The organism is Streptomyces sp. NPDC060184, assembly GCF_042728795.1.
In the GTDB taxonomy this organism is placed as follows: domain Bacteria; phylum Actinomycetota; class Actinomycetes; order Streptomycetales; family Streptomycetaceae; genus Streptomyces.
The window spans coordinates 53168-72724 of sequence record NZ_JBHWYX010000018.1; the positions used below are offsets into that span (position 1 = coordinate 53168).

General features: G+C 71.9%; 21 protein-coding genes. 6 read left to right on the forward strand and 15 right to left on the reverse strand.

Translation table 11 applies throughout. The features are described 5' to 3' along the window. Positions 1-4: 4 nt before the first annotated feature. On the reverse strand, positions 5-700 hold the full coding sequence (locus ACFWEE_RS14575; RefSeq protein WP_386889120.1) for an ABC transporter substrate-binding protein: 696 nt from the start codon (positions 698-700) through the stop codon (positions 5-7). A gap of 115 nt (positions 701-815) precedes the next feature. On the opposite strand from ACFWEE_RS14575, the gene dtd reads away from it, so the two are divergent. Beyond that, the gene (gene dtd / locus ACFWEE_RS14580) at positions 816-1265 is read left to right on the forward strand and encodes a D-aminoacyl-tRNA deacylase (RefSeq protein WP_386889122.1); all 450 of its coding nucleotides are present in this window, start codon (positions 816-818) and stop codon (positions 1263-1265) included. Between the two features lie 108 nt (positions 1266-1373). Here the strand turns inward: dtd and ACFWEE_RS14585 are convergent, their stop codons facing one another. The 6 genes from ACFWEE_RS14585 to ACFWEE_RS14610 form a co-directional block, all read right to left on the reverse strand. Beyond that, positions 1374-2339, reverse strand: coding sequence for a YgfZ/GcvT domain-containing protein (locus tag ACFWEE_RS14585; protein WP_386889124.1), 966 nt, complete (start codon positions 2337-2339; stop codon positions 1374-1376). Positions 2340-2394: 55 nt separating this feature from the next. After that, a complete protein-coding gene (locus tag ACFWEE_RS14590) occupies positions 2395-2841 on the reverse strand; it encodes a Fur family transcriptional regulator (protein WP_386889125.1) in 447 nt (148 codons plus the stop codon). A gap of 130 nt (positions 2842-2971) precedes the next feature. Further along, positions 2972-3544, reverse strand: a complete 573-nt coding sequence (locus ACFWEE_RS14595) for an FABP family protein (RefSeq protein ID WP_266706086.1) — start codon at positions 3542-3544, stop codon at positions 2972-2974. A gap of 278 nt (positions 3545-3822) precedes the next feature. Then, positions 3823-4830: a hypothetical protein gene (locus ACFWEE_RS14600; protein ID WP_386889127.1), complete on the reverse strand. Its 1008-nt coding sequence runs from the start codon at positions 4828-4830 to the stop codon at positions 3823-3825. Further along, positions 4827-5759: a hypothetical protein gene (locus ACFWEE_RS14605; protein WP_386889129.1), complete on the reverse strand. Its 933-nt coding sequence runs from the start codon at positions 5757-5759 to the stop codon at positions 4827-4829. Before ACFWEE_RS14605 ends, ACFWEE_RS14600 begins: the two co-directional genes overlap by 4 nt. Next, on the reverse strand, positions 5756-6703 hold the full coding sequence (locus ACFWEE_RS14610; RefSeq protein ID WP_386889131.1) for a hypothetical protein: 948 nt from the start codon (positions 6701-6703) through the stop codon (positions 5756-5758). The genes ACFWEE_RS14605 and ACFWEE_RS14610 overlap by 4 nt, the downstream gene beginning before the upstream one ends. A 108-nt stretch (positions 6704-6811) precedes the next feature. On the opposite strand from ACFWEE_RS14610, the gene ACFWEE_RS14615 reads away from it, so the two are divergent. Continuing rightward, a complete protein-coding gene (locus ACFWEE_RS14615; RefSeq protein ID WP_327176566.1) occupies positions 6812-7174 on the forward strand; it encodes a DsrE family protein in 363 nt (120 codons plus the stop codon). Between the two features lie 24 nt (positions 7175-7198). Here the strand turns inward: ACFWEE_RS14615 and ACFWEE_RS14620 are convergent, their stop codons facing one another. From ACFWEE_RS14620 to ACFWEE_RS14655, 8 genes are all read right to left on the reverse strand, one after another. Further along, entirely contained in the window at positions 7199-7471 is a 273-nt protein-coding gene (locus ACFWEE_RS14620) for a DUF3099 domain-containing protein (protein ID WP_386889133.1), read from the reverse strand. Between the two features lie 194 nt (positions 7472-7665). Then, positions 7666-7953, reverse strand: a complete 288-nt coding sequence (locus ACFWEE_RS14625; protein ID WP_030925040.1) for a DUF1416 domain-containing protein — start codon at positions 7951-7953, stop codon at positions 7666-7668. Between the two features lie 35 nt (positions 7954-7988). Further along, positions 7989-8828, reverse strand: coding sequence for a sulfurtransferase (locus ACFWEE_RS14630; RefSeq protein ID WP_327176568.1), 840 nt, complete (start codon positions 8826-8828; stop codon positions 7989-7991). 163 nt (positions 8829-8991) lie between these two features. Further along, positions 8992-9072 carry a putative leader peptide gene (locus ACFWEE_RS14635; protein WP_350310325.1) on the reverse strand — a complete coding sequence of 27 codons (81 nt, stop codon included), beginning with the start codon at positions 9070-9072 and terminating at the stop codon, positions 8992-8994. Between the two features lie 251 nt (positions 9073-9323). Then, complete coding sequence (locus ACFWEE_RS14640) at positions 9324-10013, reverse strand: DUF2993 domain-containing protein (RefSeq protein WP_386889135.1); 690 nt, start codon at positions 10011-10013, stop codon at positions 9324-9326. Between the two features lie 159 nt (positions 10014-10172). Further along, positions 10173-11822, reverse strand: coding sequence for a hypothetical protein (locus tag ACFWEE_RS14645; protein WP_386889136.1), 1650 nt, complete (start codon positions 11820-11822; stop codon positions 10173-10175). Between the two features lie 10 nt (positions 11823-11832). After that, positions 11833-12087 carry a MoaD/ThiS family protein gene (locus tag ACFWEE_RS14650; protein ID WP_386889138.1) on the reverse strand — a complete coding sequence of 85 codons (255 nt, stop codon included), beginning with the start codon at positions 12085-12087 and terminating at the stop codon, positions 11833-11835. Between the two features lie 121 nt (positions 12088-12208). Continuing rightward, a complete protein-coding gene (locus ACFWEE_RS14655; protein WP_386889140.1) occupies positions 12209-13093 on the reverse strand; it encodes an alpha/beta hydrolase in 885 nt (294 codons plus the stop codon). Positions 13094-13403: 310 nt separating this feature from the next. On the opposite strand from ACFWEE_RS14655, the gene ACFWEE_RS14660 reads away from it, so the two are divergent. The 4 genes from ACFWEE_RS14660 (at position 13404) to ACFWEE_RS14675 (ending at position 19419) form a co-directional block, all read left to right on the forward strand. Continuing rightward, positions 13404-14204 (forward strand): response regulator transcription factor, encoded by an 801-nt coding sequence (locus tag ACFWEE_RS14660; protein WP_386889142.1) that lies wholly within the window; start codon positions 13404-13406, stop codon positions 14202-14204. A gap of 70 nt (positions 14205-14274) precedes the next feature. Next, positions 14275-15318 (forward strand): LacI family DNA-binding transcriptional regulator, encoded by a 1044-nt coding sequence (locus ACFWEE_RS14665; RefSeq protein ID WP_386889143.1) that lies wholly within the window; start codon positions 14275-14277, stop codon positions 15316-15318. A 130-nt stretch (positions 15319-15448) separates the two neighbouring features. Further along, entirely contained in the window at positions 15449-17992 is a 2544-nt protein-coding gene (locus tag ACFWEE_RS14670; RefSeq protein WP_386889144.1) for a DUF6185 family protein, read from the forward strand. Positions 17993-18165: 173 nt separating this feature from the next. Then, positions 18166-19419 carry a S1C family serine protease gene (locus ACFWEE_RS14675; protein ID WP_386889145.1) on the forward strand — a complete coding sequence of 418 codons (1254 nt, stop codon included), beginning with the start codon at positions 18166-18168 and terminating at the stop codon, positions 19417-19419. Positions 19420-19557: the final 138 nt, after the last annotated feature.

Below are 19557 nucleotides of genomic sequence, written 5' to 3' on the forward strand. Positions count from 1 at the left end.
CACCTCAGGCGAGCAGATCGTCTACTTGTGCTTCTCCGTCACGGTACCTGCGGGCGATCTCCGCGCCGCATTCGTCCGCCGTGCGCTGGAGCTGGTGACGGCGGCGTGAGACCTGCTTCTCGTAGCCGACGAGCCTGCCCATCGCGGTGTGCAGCTCCTCGTCCGTACGGGCTTCGAGGTCGGACAGCTCCACCTCGGCGAGCGTCTCCGCCGCCAGCCTGGCGTACTCGTCGCCGCGCGGGGTGCGCAGCGTGACGTGCCGGGCGGAGGTGCGGTGGCGCGACGGGGTGTCCGCGAGGATCTCCGAGAGCCGGTCCACCACCGGGGACTCCGGGTCCTGCCGCCGCGCCAGCTCCGCCCGCAGGATGTCGATGCGCCCCTGGACCAGCCTGCGTACGTAGCTGAGGTCCGCCTCGTCCCGCTGGGCGTCCCGGCGCAGCGTCCGCAGCGCGGGGAGCCGGAGCCCGCCGAACCCGGCCTGCGGGCGGACCGCGCCCAGCCCCTCGGGGCCCGGGTGGGCTGCGCCCTGCTCGGGCACGGAGCCGACCGAGGCGGCGGACGGCACCCGCACCGGAGCGACCGCGGCCCCTGCCCCGGGCCCGCCCTCCGGTCCCGGTACGCTCCGCTGCACGGGCGGCCTCATGGTGGTGGGCGTCGTCGGTACGGCACCGGGAGATTGTCCCGTTCCATAGGTACTCATGCTGTTCCGTCCCCTCGACCGGTGCGTCGGCACACCGACATCGTGCATCGTGCCACCCCGTCCGGGGCCGACGCAGGGGTTCTGTACCCGTTCAGCCCAAGATAGGTTGGTCTGTATGCGTGCAGTGGTACAGAGAGTGGATGGCGCCAGCGTCTCCGTGTCCGAGGGCACCCAGGCCGCCCCGGAGACCGGAGTCGTCGGCGAGATCATGGGCGAGGGCCTGTGCGTGCTGGTCGGGGTCACGCACGGGGACACCCCGGAGCAGGCCGCGCAGCTCGCCCGGAAGCTCTGGTCGGTGCGCATCCTGGAGGGCGAGAAGTCGTGTTCCGACGTGAACGCACCGCTGCTGGTCATTTCGCAGTTCACCCTCTACGGGGACGCCCGCAAGGGCCGCCGCCCCACCTGGAACGCCGCCGCGCCCGGTGAGGTCGCCGAGCCGCTGGTCGACGAGGTCGTGGCGCAGCTGCGGGCGCTCGGGGCGCGGGTGGAGACGGGCCGGTTCGGGGCGGACATGCGCGTCACGCTCACCAACCACGGCCCGTTCACCGTCCTCATCGAGGTCTGACCGGCCTGATCGAGGTCCGACCGGCCTGAATCGAGGTCCGACCGGCCTGAATCGAGGTCCGACCGGCCTCATCGAGGTCCGACGGACGATCCGGCCGGTCACCGTCGCCTAAGGCTCGACGATCGTCTCCTGCGCGGCGGCCGTGTCCCCGGCGAGCAGTTCGGCGTCGACCGCGACGTTCCGCTTGACCAGCGCGAGGGCGATCGGGCCGAGCTCGTGGTGCCGGGCCGAGGTGGTGATGAAGCCGAGCTGGCGGCCCTCCGCACCGTCCGAGGCCAGCCGGACCGGCGTGCCGTGTCCGGGCAGGTGCACCTCGCTGCCGTCCAGGTGGAGGAAGACGAGCCGGCGCGGCGGCTTCCCCAGGTTGTGGACGCGCGCGACGGTCTCCTGCCCCCGGTAGCAGCCCTTCTGCAGGTGGACCGCGGTGCCGATCCAGCCCAGCTCGTGCGGGATGGTCCGGTGGTCGGTCTCGAAGCCCAGGCGCGGGCGGTGCGCCTCCACGCGCAGCGCCTCGTACGCCAGGATGCCCGCGGCCGGACCGGCCCCGGCGGTGTACGCCTCCAGCTCGGCGCGCGGCAGGAACACGTCGCGGCCGTGCGGCTCCTCGCGCACGGCGACGCCCTCGGGCACCTCCGTGATGGAACCGGCCGGGAGGTGCACGACGGCGAACTCCTCGGTGCGGTCGGCGACCTCGACCCGGTAGAAGAACTTCATCGACTCCAGGTACGCCACCAGCTCCGCACGGGTCCCCGGCTCGACGTGCATCCACACCGTGGAGCCGTCGTCCACGAGGTAGAGGGCGTGCTCGATGTGGCCGTTGGCGGAGAGGATCAGCGCCTCGGTGGCCCGGTTCGGCGCGAGGTCGGTGACGTGTTGGGTGAGCAGCAGGTGCAGCCAGCTCAGCCGGTCGTCGCCGGTGACGGTGACGACACCCCGGTGCGACAGGTCGACGAACCCGTCTCCGGCGGCGAGGGCGCGTTGCTCACGGAACAGGTCGCCGTAGTGCGCGGCGACACCTTCGTCGCGGCCTTCGGCGGGGACGGCGCCGGGCAGGGACAGCAAGGGGCTCTTCATGCGACCAGCGTACGGCGCGCGCCCCCGGGCCGTGGGGCCGGGCGGCCACGGCCGCTCAGGGCTGCTCGGCGTCCGAGGGGTCCGCCCCGGCGGCGCAGTCGCGGCACCGGCCGAAGATCGCGAAGTGCTTGAGGTCCGTCTCGAAGCCGAAGGTGTCCCGCAGCTTGGCGGTGAACTCGGCCGCCACCTCGGTGTCCGCCTCGATGACGTCCGAGCAGTCCCGGCAGACCAGGTGGATGTGGTGGTGGCGGTCGGCCAAGTGGTAGGTGGGGGCGCCGTGGCCGAGGTGGGCGTGGCTGACCAGCCCGAGCTCCTCCAGGAGCTCCAGGGTCCGGTAGACGGTGGAGATGTTGACCCCGGACGCGGTCCGGCGCACCTCGCAGAGGATGTCGTCGGGCGTCGCGTGCTCCAGCGCGTCGACCGCCTCCAGCACGAGCTGGCGCTGCGGCGTGAGCCGGTAACCGCGCTGCCGGAGATCGGTCTTCCAGTCGGTGCTCACCACGGGGCCAGTGTACGGCCGCCCCCGCGCGGCATCCCCCGGTACGAAGGGGGACGCCCCGCGGGGGCGTGGGCCTGTCCGGCGCGGTGCCGGCCGCCGGTGGGACGTGCGGCCTGCTGGAAGGAGGTGCGGCCTACTTGAAGAAGGCGATGCCGTCGTCCGGGAGGTCGCCGAGGCTCTTCGCCATCTCCTGGACCTCTTCCGGCGTGACGACCTTCTTGAGGTGCGCCGACATGTAGGGGCGCAGCTCGACGTCGGGGGTCGCCTTCTCGCCGACCCACATGAGGTCGCTGTTCACGTAGCCGTAGAGACGCTTGCCGCCGCTGTACGGGCCGGAGGCAGCGGTGCGGGCGACCGCGTCGGTGACGACGTCGATCTGCGGCTTCTGGTCGGCGAGCTCGCCGTACCAGACCTCGACGACGCCCTGGTCGCGGACCATGACGATCTCGACCTTGCGGTCCTTGTCGATGCGCCAGTAGCCGGACTCCGACTCCAGCGGCCGGACCTTGTTGCCCTCGGCGTCGAGCACCCAGGAGTGCGACACGTATTCGAGGAAGTCACGGCCGTCGTGGCTGAAGGAGACTTCCTGGCCGAAGTTGCACTTCTCGTCGCCGGGGAAGTCGGCGACGCCCGCGCCGGCCCAGTTGCCCAGGAGGAATGCCAGCGGGACGAGGTCCCGGTGAAGGTCGGACGGAATCGAGATCATGAGCGGCTCAGGCGATCTGTGAGGGAGGGGCGGAGGTCGACGAGGGTCAGCGCTGGCCCTGGTACAGCTTCTTCACGGTCACAGCGGCGAAAGCGAGGACGCCGACGCAGACCAGGACCAGCAGGGTGGAGAAGAATGCCTCAAGCACGGGAGCTCCTCGTCATGAGCGAATGGCGGCAATGGCGCCCATACAGGGCCGGGCCCCAGCCTAGTGGGTGGGGGCCCGGCTCTCTCGTTCAGGTCCTCGCGCCGGCGCCCGCCGGCGCGGGGCCCGGCGCTCAGCCCAGCAGCTGGTCCTGGAGGATCACCGTCTGCTGGAACGGCACCTTCGCCGTCTCCCCGCCGCCCTCGTGGGACTGCACGATCACCGCGAGGGTGTCCCCGGCGACGACGTACGCGACCCGGGTGTGCTCCTTCTCGTACGGCTTCGACTCGGTGAAGACGTTGGGCTGGACGTACTCCGGCATCGGGGCGGTCGGCCAGGATTCGTCCAGTTCCAGGCCGGTGGTGCCGTCGAGCAGCGGCTGGTCGTCGCCCCAGCCGGTCAGCTCGTCGCCGAGGGCCGTGGAGAAGCCCACCGAGTTGAACTGGAGCAGATAGATCCGGGACGAGGTGCCGTCCGGCATGGTCCAGCCGCGCGCCGCGGTGTGGCGCAGCGCCGAGTCCCGGAGCACCTGGGTGAGGTGGCTCCGGCTGTCCTCGGCGAACTCCGAGACGAACAGCGAGGAGGGCACCCAGCCGCCGGTCAGCTTCTTGTCCGGCACCGATCCGGCCGGGGCGGGCAGCAGCAGGTCCCGCACGTCGGCGTAGTGGATCTCCGCGTCGTTGGAGCTGTCGAAGGGGCGGCCCTTGCCGGGCGGCAGCGCCGGAAGGGAGAGGGCGGGGTACTCCCACCGTCCGTCGCTCACGGTGGAGAGGCCGGGCACGTCGGTCCGCTCCATCGAGGCGATCCGGTACGCGGTGCCCGTGGAGGCGGCGCCGAGGACCAGCACCGCGACCGTCCAGCGCGCGACGGCCCGCAGGACGCGCCGGGGCCTGCGCGGGCGCGCGGGAGGCTCCTGGCCGTCCGGGGCGGGCACCACCGGCGCCACGGCGGGCATCGGCGGGAGGTCCGCGGGGGCGGGCGCCTGGGCGGCTGCGGCCGGTACGGGGTCCGCCGGTGCGGCGTCGTCGGGTGCGGGGGCCGGTGCGGCTTCCACGGGTGCGGGTCCGTCCGGCTCCGGGGTCCCCTTCTCCGGCTCCGGGGTCACCTTCTGGGGCTCAGGGGTCACCGTCTGCTCGGTCATATGTACTTCCCCGGGGACTTGATGTGGTCGAGCTGGTCCTTCACCAGGTCGGCGACGACGGACATGTCCATCGGCTCCGCGCCGTCGACGGCCACGGTGACGAACAGCTCTCCCTCGTAGGCCACGCAGGTCACGCCGTCGAGCTTCGTGTCGGTCTTGGGGGCCCGGAAGCAGCGGGCCTCCTTGTGGTCCTCGACCTTCGGCCCCTTGCGGAAGACGCCCGCCGCGTCCATGAGCCCGGTGTTGGAGACCCACAGGTTCTTGACGGCCGCGGTGTCCTTCATGCTCAGGATCCCGATGACGGCCACCTGGCTGGAATCCATCGCCACCATCGCGTAGGACCGCTGGGCCATGCCCTGGATCTTCAGCCGGTCGACGCTCTTCTCGTAGGCGCGGCGTTCCTTGCCCGCGAGGCCGGGGATCGACTTCTTGACGGCTGCCGCCGCCTCCTTGCCGCTGACCTCGTTGTCGTTGCTCAGCTTGCCGATGTCCGGGCCGAGTTCCCAGGGCGCGGACGCCGGCAGGAGCAGCTTGCTGAGCGCGGTGTCGGAACGGCCCGTCCGGGCGGCTCTGCCCCGGTCGGTTCCGCCCTTCTGCTGCGCGAGCGAGTCCCTGGCCTCCTCCTTCGTCCAGAGGGTGGTGGGCGCCGTGCGGTCCGCCGAGTCGACGGTGGTCCTGGTGTACGCGCCGGCGCCACCGATCACTCCGAGCACGAGGACGGCGGGCACCACGTACCGCACGGCCTTCATCACCCGGCCGGTGCGCGCCGGGGCCACCGGGGCCGTCTCCGGATCCGCTTCGGGAGCTGCTGCGGGAGCCGCGTCCACGGTCGCCTTGCAAGCCGCCTCAGCGGTCGTCCCGGGCGCCGCCTCCGGAGCCGGTTCCGCGCTCTCTTCCGGGGCCACGGCTTCGTTCTTCTCGTCGGTCACAGCCGCTCCAACTGGCGCTCGGCCAGAGTCCGGATGGTCTTCTTGCTGATCGGCTCGGTGTCGAAGACCACGACGTCCATCACGATGTCCCCGCGCACGGCGATGGCCCTGGCCTGGTACATCGGCTCGTACCCCTCTTCGCGGTCGACCGGGTAGAGGAAGTAGCGGCCCTCGAGGCTGCCCTTGATCGGGTCGCCCTCGTTGCCGGCCCCGTCCTCCTCCGGCAGGTACTCCATCTGACCGTCGAAGTGGTCCTCGGCCCCGAGGAAACTGTCGGAGCGGTACTGCACGAGATCGATCTTCGTCTCGCGGTCGCCCTCCAGCCAGGACTGCCGCGCGATCCGCCGGACGCCCGCTCCGGCCAGCTCGCTGAACATGTAGTCGGGGCTCTCGTACCAGGTGGAGAACGTGGAGACGCCGATCCAGCCGCTGCCGAAGTAGTCGTCCTTCTCGGCGCCCTCGGGAGGGCTCACCAGCATCTTGGTGAGGTCGCCGTCCGTCTTCACCCGGCGGTCCTCGGAGGCCGGCAGCGGGTCGGGGACCTCGTCGGCCGCGAGCGGTTTCGCCGGGTAGGCGAGGTGTGCCTGCGCGAGCGTTCCCAGCGGGGTCGGGTCGCGGTCGGCCTGCACGCCGTACCCCACGGCACCGCCGATGACCACGCCGAGCACCGCGGCGGCGAGCACGATCAGCGAGGTACGGCCGCGCGGGCGGCGGCGGACGGCGTCCGGGGCGGCTTCCTCGGCGACGTCCGGGGCGTCCGGGGCGTGCTCGGTCACGGCTTCCGGGGCCGGTACGGCGGTGGCGTCCGGTACGGCGGCTTCCGGTGCGGCGGGCGCGACGGGCGCGGGAGCATCGGCCGGGGTCAGGTGCTCACCGGTGTCCGCGGCGCGCGGTACGTCCGGCGACTCGACCGCATCGCCGGAACTGGTGTCTTTCGGTTCCAAAAGGGTCCCCCCATAAGAGACCTGAAGCGCCGGTTCCAATTACCTGCGCACACAGCTGACCCACAGGTCGCAGAAGAGGTTGCACGGCCGCCGGTTACAGTTCGGCATATGCCGAAGAAGCTCGTGATCAAGGTGACCGCAGGGGCCGACTCCGCCGAGCGGTGCTCGCAGGCGTTCACGGTGGCGGCGGTCGCCGTCGCCAGCGGGGTGGAGGTCTCCCTCTGGCTGACCGGGGAGTCCGCCTGGTTCGCGCTGCCCGGCCGCGCCGCCGACTTCGAACTCCCGCACGCCGCGCCGCTGCCCGACCTCATCGAGTCGATCATGGCGGGCGGACGGATCACCCTCTGCACCCAGTGCGCGGCACGGCGGGACATCACGGAGCGGGACGTCCTGGAGGGCGTACGGATCGCGGGGGCGCAGGTCTTCGTCCAGGAGGCCATGGCGGACGGCACGCAGGCGCTGGTGTACTGACGGGGCGTCACCCCGCAAGCGGCCTCAACGGTCGTACTTGCGCCGCTTCCTGCCGTCCAGCTCGTCCCACCACTCGTCGGACTCCGGGTCCCCCGATGGATGCTCGTCCCACCAGCGGTCGTCGGGGCCACGGCGGTTGGCGACCATCGCCGCGATCGGCGGGATGACCATGGCGACCACGCACATGCCCACGGCGACCGGCACGGACCAGAGGCGCACGAAGGCCCAGGCGGACACGAAGAGGACGACGCATCCGCCCATCAGCAGGAAATAGCCGCGACGGCGCCGGGCGTACATGCCTCCAGAGTAGGCCCGCGGCCGTCGATCGGCGCCGGCCGTCGATCGGCGCCGGTCGGCGTCCGGGCAGCACGAAGGGCCGCACCCCATTTCCGTCACGGGCGTCCAACCCCCGGGGTGCGGCCCTCCGGCCCTGCCTCAACGGTGCGGCACCGGCGCACGCCGGTGCCGCACCGATCAGCGGCTCACGTCGTTCAGACGGCGATGGCCACCTCGGAGAGGCCACCGGTCTGCGCGACGACGGTGCGGTCGGCGCTGCCGCCCGGGACCAGCGCGCGGACCGTCCAGGTCCCCTCGGCCGCGTAGAAACGGAACTGCCCGGTCGCCGAGGTCGGGACCTCGGCGGTGAACTCGCCGGTCGAGTCCAGCAGGCGGACGTAGCCGGTGACGGGCTCGCCGTCGCGGGTCACGCTGCCCTGGATCGTCGTCTCGCCGGGCTTGATGGTCGAAGCGTCGGGGCCGCCGGCCTTTGCTCCACACATGGTGTTCAGTCCTTCTGGGTCGGGGGTCCTGCGAATTACTTGTTGGCGCCGAGCTCGATCGGCACGCCCACGAGGGAGCCGTACTCGGTCCACGAGCCGTCGTAGTTCTTGACGTTCTCCTGGCCGAGCAGCTCGTGCAGGACGAACCAGGTCAGCGCGGAGCGCTCGCCGATGCGGCAGTACGCGATGGTGTCCTTGGACAGGTCGACCTGCTCGTCCTCGTAGAGGGCCTTGAGCTCGTCGTCCGACTTGAAGGTGCCGTCGTCGTTGGCGTTCTTCGACCACGGGATGTTGCGGGCGCCGGGGACGTGGCCCGGGCGCTGCGACTGCTCCTGCGGGAGGTGCGCCGGGGCGAGCAGCTTGCCGCTGAACTCGTCGGGGGAGCGCACGTCGACCAGGTTCAGGGTGCCGATGGCCGCCACGACGTCGTCGCGGTAGGCGCGGATCGACTCGTCCTGGGCCTTGGCCTTGTACGCGGTGGCCGGGCGCGCCGGGACGGCGTCGGTCAGGTCGCGGGAGTCGAGCTCCCACTTCTTGCGTCCGCCGTCGAGGAGCTTGACGTTCTCGTGGCCGTAGAGCTTGAAGTACCAGTACGCGTAGGAGGCGAACCAGTTGTTGTTGCCGCCGTAGAGGACCACCAGCGTGTCGTTGGCGATGCCCTTCTCCGACAGGAGCTTCTCGAAGCCGGCCTGGTCGACGAAGTCACGGCGGACCGGGTCCTGGAGGTCCTTCGTCCAGTCGATCCGGATGGCGTTCTTGATGTGGTTCTTCTCGTACGCCGAGGTGTCCTCGTCGACCTCGACGATGGCGACCTGCGGGTCGTCGATGTGGGCCTCGACCCAGTCTGCATCGACCAGTACGTCGCTGCGGCTCATGCTGTTCTCCTCCGGGGCAGTCTGCGGCGGTGTCATGCGGAGTGAAGAGTGCTGCGGGTGCACGCGGACGCGGGGCGTGGGCGTGCACCGGGGGCACGGGCCGGCCCCGACGGTTCAACGGTCGAGGGGCCGGACGGAAGCGGGACGGAACGGAACGTCCTGCTCAGAAGGTGCGACAGAGCATGGCGGCGACGCGGCACAGGTCTACTGCCCGCCGCTTCGTGAGGTCCGCCTGTCGTTTCATGTGTCCGATCGTAGGGAGGCGGAGGCGGAGCTGTCACCGGCATGTCGGATGATGAGACAGGATCGTCCGCGATGCGAGACACAGAAGCGGAATCTCGCCTTCCACTCCCCCTCCGGGAGAACGGGGGCCGCGCCGCATCTGCGGTACGGACACCCCCGTCTCACCATCCGGTCACATGCGCCGCACGGCCGCCCCCGCGCCCCGCACGACCGCCCCCGCACGACCGCTCTCGTACGCCCGGCTCGCGGACGTCAGCCGGCGAGGGCGATGTCGGTGGCCTCCACGGAGAGCTCCAGGCCCTCGGGAAGCGCCTCGATCTTCTTCAGCACCACGCCGTTGGGCAGTCCGCCGACGCTCCGCTCGAAGTCGGTGCGGGAGCGCACCAGCTGCTCCAGGCCGGGGATGTCCTCACCCGGCACCGTGTCCGCGTGGACCCGGACCGTACGCCCGTCGACCAGCGTGACCGAGGAGACGACGCTGCGGGTGAGGTCCTCGCCGCCCACCTGCACGGTGCCGGTGACCTTCACCTTGCCGTTCTCGCCGTACCGCACGGTGACGCCGTCCTCGGCGGCGTCGGTCAGGTCGTCGTAGCTCACCAGCGCGGTGCCCTGGACCAGACCGGCGCGGGCGCTGGTGTACCCCTCGCCGATGGCGACCCGGTCGAGCTCGGCCCGCAGCTCGCTGATCCGGACGGTGTCGCCGTCGGTGCCCGCCTCGATGCCCTTGAGCGTGATGTCGACCTGGTCGAGGTCGCGGCCCGCGATCTGGGTGAGGAAGGGGAAGCCGTGGATGGAGACGTCGGTGGAGGCGGCCGTGGCACCGGTGAACTCGATCCGGTCCGCCGCCTCGTTCTCGGCGAAGTGGACGGCGAGCCGGTCGACGGCCACGAACAGGCCCCCCAGCACCACGACGACGATCAGCAGTATTCGCAGTGCGCGCATGCCTGTACTTCTCCCACTCTCGCCCGACGGAATCCGGGCTTCCCGCGTGCCTGGTACGGCTGCGGAAAGCCCGGAGTGAGCGACGAAGCGGGGGACCCGGTCGGTTCCCGCAGGCGCCGGAAAGATCGGCCGCACCTCAGCGCGACCGTCGTGCGGTCGTCAGCCGATCATGCGGCCGACGAGGTAGACGGCCGGTGCCGCGGCGGTCAGCGGCAGCGCCACACCGGCCGTCATGTGGACGAACCGGGACGGGTAGTCGTAGCTGGCCGCCCGGAGACCGACGAGCGCGCACACGCCCGCCGCGAGCCCGGACAGCGCCGCGCTCCCCAGGCCGAGTCCGACGAGGCCGCCGACCAGCGCACCCGCGGCGGTGGCGGCGAACAGCGACGCGACCACGGAGGCCGCTCCGGGCAGCGGCACCGCGCGTACGAGCGCGGCGACGGCGACGGCGATCGCGCCCGCCACCACCACGTCCGGCTCCGCCGCGAGGTACCCGCCCGCCAGCACGGCCAGGGCCGCCGACACGACGGTGGCCATCAGCCCGTACATCCGCTCGTCCGCCCCCGCGTGGCTCCGCAGCTGGAGGACGAGGCTGAGCAGCACCCAGACGCCGAGCGTGCCGAGCAGGGCGGCCGGGCCGTGCTCGCGGCCGGCGGCGAGCAGCGCGACGTCCGCGACGAACCCGCCGAGGAAGGCGAGCGCGATGCCCTGCCGGGCCGGCCACATGCCGTTGAGCCGGAACCACCCGGCCGCCGTCACGGCCTGGAGCAGCACCAGCGGGACGGCCAGCGCGTACGAGCCGATCCAGGCCCCGAGCGCCAGCAGCAGGCCGAGTACGGCGGTCAGCGCGGCGGGCTGCATGCCCGGCGCGATGATCGGCGACCGGCCCTCGGCCCGGGCGCGCTGGGCGTCGGTGATCCGGGCGTTGCCGACCGTGGTGGGAGTGCTGTAGCCGTCCGCACCGGGCCGCGCGGGAGCCTGGGCCGGAGCGGCCGTGGCCGCCGCCGGTACGGGCGCCGGGGCCGCCGGGGCGGTCGCCGGGGCGGTCGCCGGGGCGGTCGCCGGGGCCACCGGGACCTCGGGCGGCAGGGGGTAGGAACCCGACGCCGCCGACGCCGATGCCCCGACGACCGGCGGCAGGAAGGCGGTCTCCGCCGCGTCCGGCACGACCGGCGGCAGGAAGGCGGTCTCCGCCGCGTCCGGCACGACCGCCTGCTGCGGCTGCCCGTACGCCTGCTGCGGCTGCCCGTACGCCTGCTGCTGCCCGTACGGCGACGGCGCCTGGCCGTACGCCTGCTGGGGCTGCCCGTACGGCTGCTGGGCCTGCGGCTGCTCGTACGGGTTCGGCGGGTACTGCGCCGCGTGCGCGCGGGCCTGCCCCGGCTGCCCGTAGCCCGGCTGCTGCTCCGGCTGGACCGGCTGCCCGTAACCCTGCTGCTGGAACTGCTCCTGCTGGAACTGCTGCTGCGGGGACGGGGGCTGCGGAGGCTGGGCCTGCTGGAACTGCTGCTGCGGCTGGACCGTGGGCTGGTACTGGGTGTCCCAGGTCTGCCCCTGCCAGGTCTGCGCGGCGCCGGTGTCCTCGGCGACGCCGTAGGAGGCGGGCGCCTGCCCCGGGGACTGCCCCGGAGTCTGCTGCCCGTACCCGCCGTGGCCCTGCTCCCCGTACGCCGGTGCGGCGGCGGGGGTGCCGGGGTACGGCTGGTCCGGGTAGGCGTGCTCGGGGTACGCCTCACCGCCGCCGTACGCGTACGGCTCCCGGTCCTGCGGCCGGGGGCCGCTCTGGTCCCTGTTCTGTGCGCTGCTCATCGTCTCCGGTTCACCCTCCTGCGAACGGCGGGAGCACCTCGACCGTGCCGCCCTCGGCAAGGCGTACCGTCTCATGCCGCCGCGTCCCGACCGGATCGCCGTCGACCAGGAACGAGCACCTCATCAGCACACGCACCAGCTCTCCGGGGTGACGTCCGCGCGCGGCGTCGAGTGCCTCGGCCAGTGTCGTCGCCGCGTACGGCTCCTCGGCCGTACCCGCGGCGGCCTTGGCCGCGGCCCAGTAGCGGATCGTGCCCGCCGCCATGGCGGCACCCCTTTCGTCGTCCGTCCGTCGTCCTGTCTCACGCGCCACACACGTCGCACGAGCCACATGCGTCACGCGGAACCACGCGCCCGGTCGTTCCGCGCGCGCTGTCCATGATGGGTCACGCGCCGACGGCCCAGTCGGCCATCCGGCCCAGCAGCGCTTCGTCCGCCGCGTTCTCGGCGTGTCCCATGCCCCGCTCCAGCCAGAGTTCGGCCGCGCCCTCGGCCGCCGCACCGGCCAGCATCCGGGGGTGGTCCAGCGGGAAGTACGGGTCGCGGTCGCCGTGCACCACCAGGAGCGGTGCCGGGGCGATCAGCGGGACCGCCGCCACCGGGGAGAGCGGCACCGGGTCCCAGTCCTGGTCGTGGATGCGGGTGCCGAGCCCGTACCGGCCGACCAGCCGCCCGGTGGGGCGGGTGACCACCCAGTGCAGCCGCCGCATCGACGCGGTGCCCCGGTAGTACCAGCGGGCCGGGGAGCTGACGGAGATCACCGCGTCCACGTGGGCGGGGCCGGCGGATTTCGCCACCCCCCGAACGGCCCCCTCATTGCCTACGGATTCCTTCGTATACAAGGCGGCCTGCCGGAGCACCACGGAACCGCCCATGGAGAACCCGACCGTAACGATTCTGCGGTGTCCCAGGGACCTCGCCCAGGCCACCGCTGCGGCCAGATCGAGGACCTCGCGATCCCCCACGGTGGACTTTCCGCCGGACTTTCCGTGGCCCCTGAAAGAGAAGGTCACCACCGCCGCACGCTGCAGGAACACCCTCGCGGCGCGTCGGACGGCGGGCCGGTCGAGTGAGCCGGTGAAGCCGTGTGCGACCACGATCGCCGGCTGCTCCACGACCCCTCCCGCACCCCGTCCGGAACCTGCCGTACACGGCTCGTACACCGCCTCCACCGGGACGCCGTCATCGGTGAGCAATGTGGCGTACTGCGGGGTTCGCGTGATCAAGGGAACAGAAGAACTCACGAATCGACCCTCGGAGAGTGAACTCATGTGGGCTATTCTGCTGCGAAGAGGATCCGGGCAGAGAAGCCCCCGGATCCTTTTGTGCTTTCCGAGCGTTGTTACGGAGACGTTTCAACAAGCTCAGCGGTCCCAGGGCGCGGGGCCGCATCCGTAAAACCTGTATGACGAATGCCGCAGGGCCTGGTCGTACAGCCGCACCGCAGTACGAAGTGTTGCCGCACTCTCCCCCGGGTCCGAACCCGGGAGTGCCCCTCTCGCAGGGAACGAGGAGGACCGAAGTAATGGGCGAGCGAAACGTGCACCACGATCGACCGACGACCGAGACAGGTGGGCGGCGATGAGTTCACTGCTGCTCCTGACGAATGCCCTTCAACCGTCGACGGAGGTGCTTCCCGCCCTCGGTCTGCTGCTCCACAGCGTGCGGGTGGCCCCCGCCGAGGGACCCGCTCTCGTCGACACCCCCGGTGCCGACGTCATCCTGGTGGACGGACGGCGCGACCTGCCGCAGGTCCGCTCCCTCTGCCAGCTGCTCCGCTCCACCGGCCCCGGCTGTCCGCTGATCCTCGTCGTCACCGAGGGCGGCCTCGCCGCCGTCACCGCCGACTGGGGCATCGACGACGTCCTGCTGGACACGGCGGGACCGGCCGAGGTCGAGGCCCGGCTGCGGCTCGCCACCGGGCGCCAGCAGATCACCGCCGACGACTCCCCCATGGAGATCCGCAACGGCGACCTCTCCGTGGACGAGGCGACGTACAGCGCGAAGCTCAAGGGCCGGGTCCTCGACCTGACCTTCAAGGAGTTCGAACTGCTCAAGTACCTCGCGCAGCACCCGGGCCGGGTCTTCACCCGCGCCCAGCTGCTCCAGGAGGTCTGGGGCTACGACTACTTCGGCGGTACGCGCACGGTCGACGTCCACGTACGGCGGCTGCGCGCCAAGCTCGGCCCGGAGCACGAGTCGCTCATCGGCACCGTCCGCAACGTCGGCTACCGCTTCGTCGCACCGGAGAAGGCCGACCGGTCCGCCGAGAGCCGCAAGCAGGCGTCCGCGAACCCGGCGCCCGGGGGCGGCGCGCCTGCGGACCGGACCGAGACGGCCGAGACGGCCGCAGAGCCCGTGGTGGAGCACGTCAAGAGGTGAGCACGGTGTCCCGTGGTCCGTGGTGGATGCGCGGGACACCCCTTGGTTCCATCCGCGTAGACTGCCGCGCGTGGCCAAGGTGACGCGGGACGATGTGGCGAGACTGGCGGGTACGTCGACCGCGGTCGTCAGCTACGTCATCAACAACGGACCCAGGCCGGTCGCCCCGGCCACGCGCGAGCGGGTACTCGCCGCCATCAAGGAACTGGGCTACCGGCCCGACCGGGTTGCCCAGGCGATGGCGTCGCGGCGGACCGACCTCATAGGGATGATCGTGCCGGACGCCCGGCAGGCGTTCTTCGCGGAGATGGCGCACGCCGTCGAACAGGCCGCCGCCGAGCGCGGGAAGATGGTCCTCGTCGGCAACTCCGACTACCGCGACGAGCGCGAGGTCCACTATCTCCGGGCGTTCCTCGGCATGCGGGTCTCCGGGCTGATCCTGGTCAGCCAGGGCCCCAGCGAGCGGGCCGCGGCCGAGATTGAGGCGTGGGACGCCCGGGTGGTGCTGCTGCACGAGCGCCCCGAGGCCATCGACGACGTCGCGGTGGTCACCGACGACGTCGGCGGCGCCCAGCTCGCCACGCGCCACCTGCTGGAACACGGTTACGCCTACGTCGCCTGCCTGGGCGGCGTGGAGTCCACCCCGTCCGTCGGCGACCCGGTCGCCGACCACGTCGAGGGCTGGCGCCGGGCGATGCACGAGTCCGGCCGCTCCACCGAGGGCCGCCTCTTCCAGGCCCCGTACAACCGTTACGACGCCTACCAGGTGGCCCTCGGCCTGCTCGCGGGGCCCGACCGGCCGCCGGCCATCTTCTGCTCCACGGACGACCAGGCCATCGGTGTGCTGCGGGCGGCCCGGGAGCTGCGCATCGACGTGCCCGGCGAGCTGGCGGTCGCGGGCTTCGACGACGTCAAGGAAGCCGGGCTCACCGACCCGCCGCTGACCACGGTCTTCTCGGACCGCCCGGCGATGGCGCGCGCCGCCGTCGACCTGGTGCTCGACGACTCGCTGCGGGTCTCCGGCTCCCGGCGGGAGCGGCTGAAGCAGTTCCCGTCCGCGCTGGTGGTCCGCAGGTCCTGCGGCTGCGGAGAGCCCTCGCCGCTGCGGTCGTAGGACCCCGCCGGGGGCTGGGGCAGGCCCGGCCGATCCGCCCGGTAAACGCCTTCTCACCCGGAGGCCCCGCGTTCATCATGAGCATGATCGACCGGGCTTCAGGGGGAACAGGTTGAGATACCGCGTCGCCGTGCTGTTCGCACTTCTGCTCGGGGCGCTTCTCGTCTCCGGGCAGGCCCCCGCCCAAGCGGCGGAGGACGTCTGCCAAAGCGACCGGCTGTCCGCGGCGTCGGTCAGCGCGTCCGTGGAACTGGACGACGGACACCGTACGGAGACCAAGATACTGAGCCGGATGACCATCCACGTCCCGGCAGCGTGGCCGTTCTCCTCCGGACTTCTGCTGGGCAGGGACTCCGAGGGCTACCGCCGGGCGATGCGGTGCCTGCTGCGCGGTGGTGACGGCCAGGCGCAGTGGTGGACCGAGTGGCGTTCCGGTCACCCCGAGGTCACTTCCGAGAAGGGCGGGGTCCGCGTCCAGGTCGATGCCTACGGCTGGGCGAACGACCAGGACGTGCTCTGGGTCGGCCCCTGGGACGTCGCCGTCGGCAATGACCTCTGGAAGATCAGCCTCCACCCGGCGGCACTGTCCCAGGCCCACTGGACCTCCGCCACCGTGAAGCCGGGAGCGTCAAGCATCCTTTCGGCCACACCGAGACCTTCGGCCAAGACCGGCGAGAACGGCTTGACATGGCGGCAGAAGGCCGGTCAAGGCATGCCGCACGTGTCGGTGCGCCTCGACCCTCCGTGGCAGCGTTCCTGGGCGGCACAGCAGCAGCGGTTGCGCTTCCGCCTCGGCAACGACACCAGCGGCCTGCCGTGGCAGTTGTCGACGGCGGCGGTGCTTCTCCTGGCGGTCCGCAGGACAAGGAGAGCCGGCCCGCTGTCACCGGGCGAATCGGTCGCCCTGCGGACAGCCGGCCGGTGGGTGCGCGTGTGCGTGGTGCTGGTTCTCCTCTCCGTGGGCGACAACGTGTTCTACAGCGTGATGCGGCGGCTCGTCGACGCGGGCGCGTGGGAGCGACAACAGGCTCATGACGGGCTCCTGATCAACCTCGTGCTCGGCTGGACCCTCTTCGTGTTCGGCCGCAGCAGGCGCCTGTCCGTCTGGCTGGCCGCCGTCGCCCTCACCGTGCCCGGGGTCGCGGTGGCGTTGTGGCCCCGGGCCTTCGGCCTCACGGCGAACGCCTTCCTCACCGTCTCGTCGCCGGACAAGGCGGTGATCGCACTCTTCACGGCCACGGGGTGCGTCTTCGCCCTCCTCGTTCTGGGATGCGTGGTCTCCGGCTGGCGGCTCGCCGACGCCGTCGGGCTGTTGAAGCCCGGCTCCGCGGCGAGTTCCGTGGGACCCTCCGGGCCCCGGGAGTTGTCGCTGCGCTGGACCGCGCCCCTGCTCGTGCTCGCCGTGGCGGTGATCGGCCTGTGCGCCGCCGCCACCAGTGAGCGGGAGTGGCAGCGCGCCTCGTGGCTCAGCGCCCAGGTCGACCTCCGCTACGGTGCCGACCACCTTCAGGCATTGCGGCGGGACCTCGCCTGGTTCGCGGTCGAGAGCCAGGACTGGTGGATGGGTATCGTGTGGTGGATTCTCGCCGGTCTCGTCGTGCTCGGAGTCCTCAGGGCCCGTTCGCGCCGAACGGTGCCCCCACCGCAGGACCTCGAAGCCGTGGACGAAGGGTGGCTGCTGCTGCTCTTCCCTCTGCTGGTGGGGCTGAGCCTGGGCTATTTCGTGGGCAACGCGACCATGTCCGGCCTGTGGTTCTTCCTGCATCTCGGCTCGCTCGCGGCGGTCATCGCCCTGTGCCGGGGCAGGGGCGTACTGGACCAGCCGCTGCAGCGTTCCGGCACAGACCTGCGGTCGGCCATCGCTCCCTCGCAGCAGCGGGTGCTGCTCGATCGTGCGCGCAGGTTCCGGGAGATCCACGCGCAGCTCCGCCGTCTGGATCAGGGGCAGTCGGACGAGGAGCCGCACAGTCGGCGGAGCCTCGAAAGCGAACTGCGCAGCCTGCACCGCTGGCGGACGTCCGCCGGCGTGACCGACCGGCTGCCCGCCGACGTCTCGGTCGTCGACGCGGCGCTCGCGCTCGGCACCGGCGGAGGCTGGTGGGCCGACGGGCGGCGGGCCGCCCGCATCGCGTCCGTCGTGGGCCTGCCCGCCACCGCGCTCCTCGTGTGGGCCGAGTGCTTCAACGGCGAGTTCCTGACATCGACGCTCAACTGGCAGTTCGGGCTGCCGAACATCGCCGTGCAGGCCCTCTACTGGGAGATAGCGTGGGCCGCCGCGGGCTTCCTGCTCGGCGCGCTGTGGCGGCAGCTACCCGGACGGCGCGGTCCCGTACGGATTCTGCCCCTGGCGGGTGCCTACACCCTCCCCATAGGGGCTGACGCCGTCGGCAACTGGCTGACTCGTGAAGACCAGACGAACCTCGCGCTCTATGCCGTGAGCATGCTCCTGGTCCTGACCCTCACCAGCATCGTCTTCGATCTGCTGGTCTTCCGCAGCGAGCGGCGCTACTGGCAGAGCTGGCTGGGCCTCCTGTTGTCGGTGTACCAGATGCGCTACTTCTCTCTGCAGATCGCGTATCTCCTCGCCCAGCTCGTCACCCTCTTCACCCTCTGGCAGTTCTTCGCCGAAGGCGGAGGGCCCCCGGACCACGGCTCGGCCAACCCGGGTGGCTGACCCGTCCGGCCGGGTGGCCTCCCGCGCCCACCGGTCCTCCCCCGCGTCCGCGGGTCTGCGGGGCCCCCGGCACTCGGATCGTGGCACACGCCTTATCCGGCCCCTACGAGCTTCTGCCCGGCTTCTCAGCGGGTGCTCAGGCTCTTCTCATGTTGCCCGGACACGCTTTCCCCATGACTGAGAGCCCCCGCCCGAGCGGCGAGTACCCGACGTATCCCACGTACGGCAGCGACTCGTACGGCACCGAGTCGTACCCCGCCGAGAGCGCCCACGGTGTTCCCGCCGCGGCCTCCGCCCCCGTGTCCTCCGGCAGCGGCGCGTACCCGCCTCCCCCGGCGTACGAGCCCGCGCAGCCGGTCGCCCTGGAACCGGGGACCACCGTCTGGCCGGGCGGTGCGGCGGCCGGTGCGGGCGGTGGCGGCGGGTTCCAGGACTTCCCCGAGTACGCGGGCTACCCCGCTCCCGCGCCGCTCCCCCAGGAGCCCGCGCGGAAGGTGAAGCGGCCCTACGCCCTGCTCGCGGCGGTCGCCATCGCGGCGGCGGCGATCGGCGGCGGCACCGCCACCCTGGTCGGCGACCTCGCGGACAACGGCTCCAGCAACACCAGCGCGAGCAGCGTCGTCAGCGGCACCACCGTCTCGGCCGGCAGCGCGGGCACCGTCGCCGGGGTCGCCGCGGCCGTCTCCCCCGCGATCGTCGAGATCGGCGCCACCTCCACCGCGGGCGACTCCACCGGCTCCGGCGTGGTCGTCACCTCGGACGGCGAGATCGTCACCAACAACCACGTGATCACCGGCGCCTCCGAGATCAAGGTGACCCTCTCCACCGGCAAGACCTACACCGCGGACGTGGTCGGCACCGACCCGGACAAGGACCTCGCCCTCATCAAGCTGGAGAACGCGAGCGGCCTGAAGACGGCCACCCTCGGCGACTCCTCCGACGTCGCGGTCGGCGACCAGGTCGTGGCGATCGGCTCCCCCGAGGGCCTGACCGGCACCGTCACCAGCGGCATCATCTCCGCGCTGAACCGTGACGTCACGGTCGCCAAGGAGGACGGCGACTCCGGCTCCAGCGGCTCCGACTCCAGTGGCTCGGGCGGCTTCGGCGGCTTCGGCGGCCAGGGCGGCAGCGGCGGGCAGCAGTGGCCGTTCGAGTTCGGCGGCCAGCAGTTCAACGGCGACACCGGCTCCTCCACCACCACCTACAAGGCCCTGCAGACCGACGCCTCGCTCAACCCCGGCAACTCCGGCGGCGCGCTGATCAACATGAACGGCGAGATCATCGGCATCAACTCCGCGATGTACTCCCCCAGCTCGTCCAGCAGCACCAGCGGTTCCAGCGCGGGCAGCGTCGGCCTCGGCTTCGCGATCCCGGTCAACACGGTCAAGGCCGACCTGGACTCCCTGCGCTCCGGCGACGGTTCCTGACGGACCCGGGCGGTCACCCGGCGCATCCCCGTCGGCCCATCCCCGTCGGCGCATCCCCGTCGACGCGTCCCCGGTCGGCCCGCCCGGCGTGCGAGGCTGAGACCACCCACACCCGCGAAGAGCAGCCGCGCACCGCGT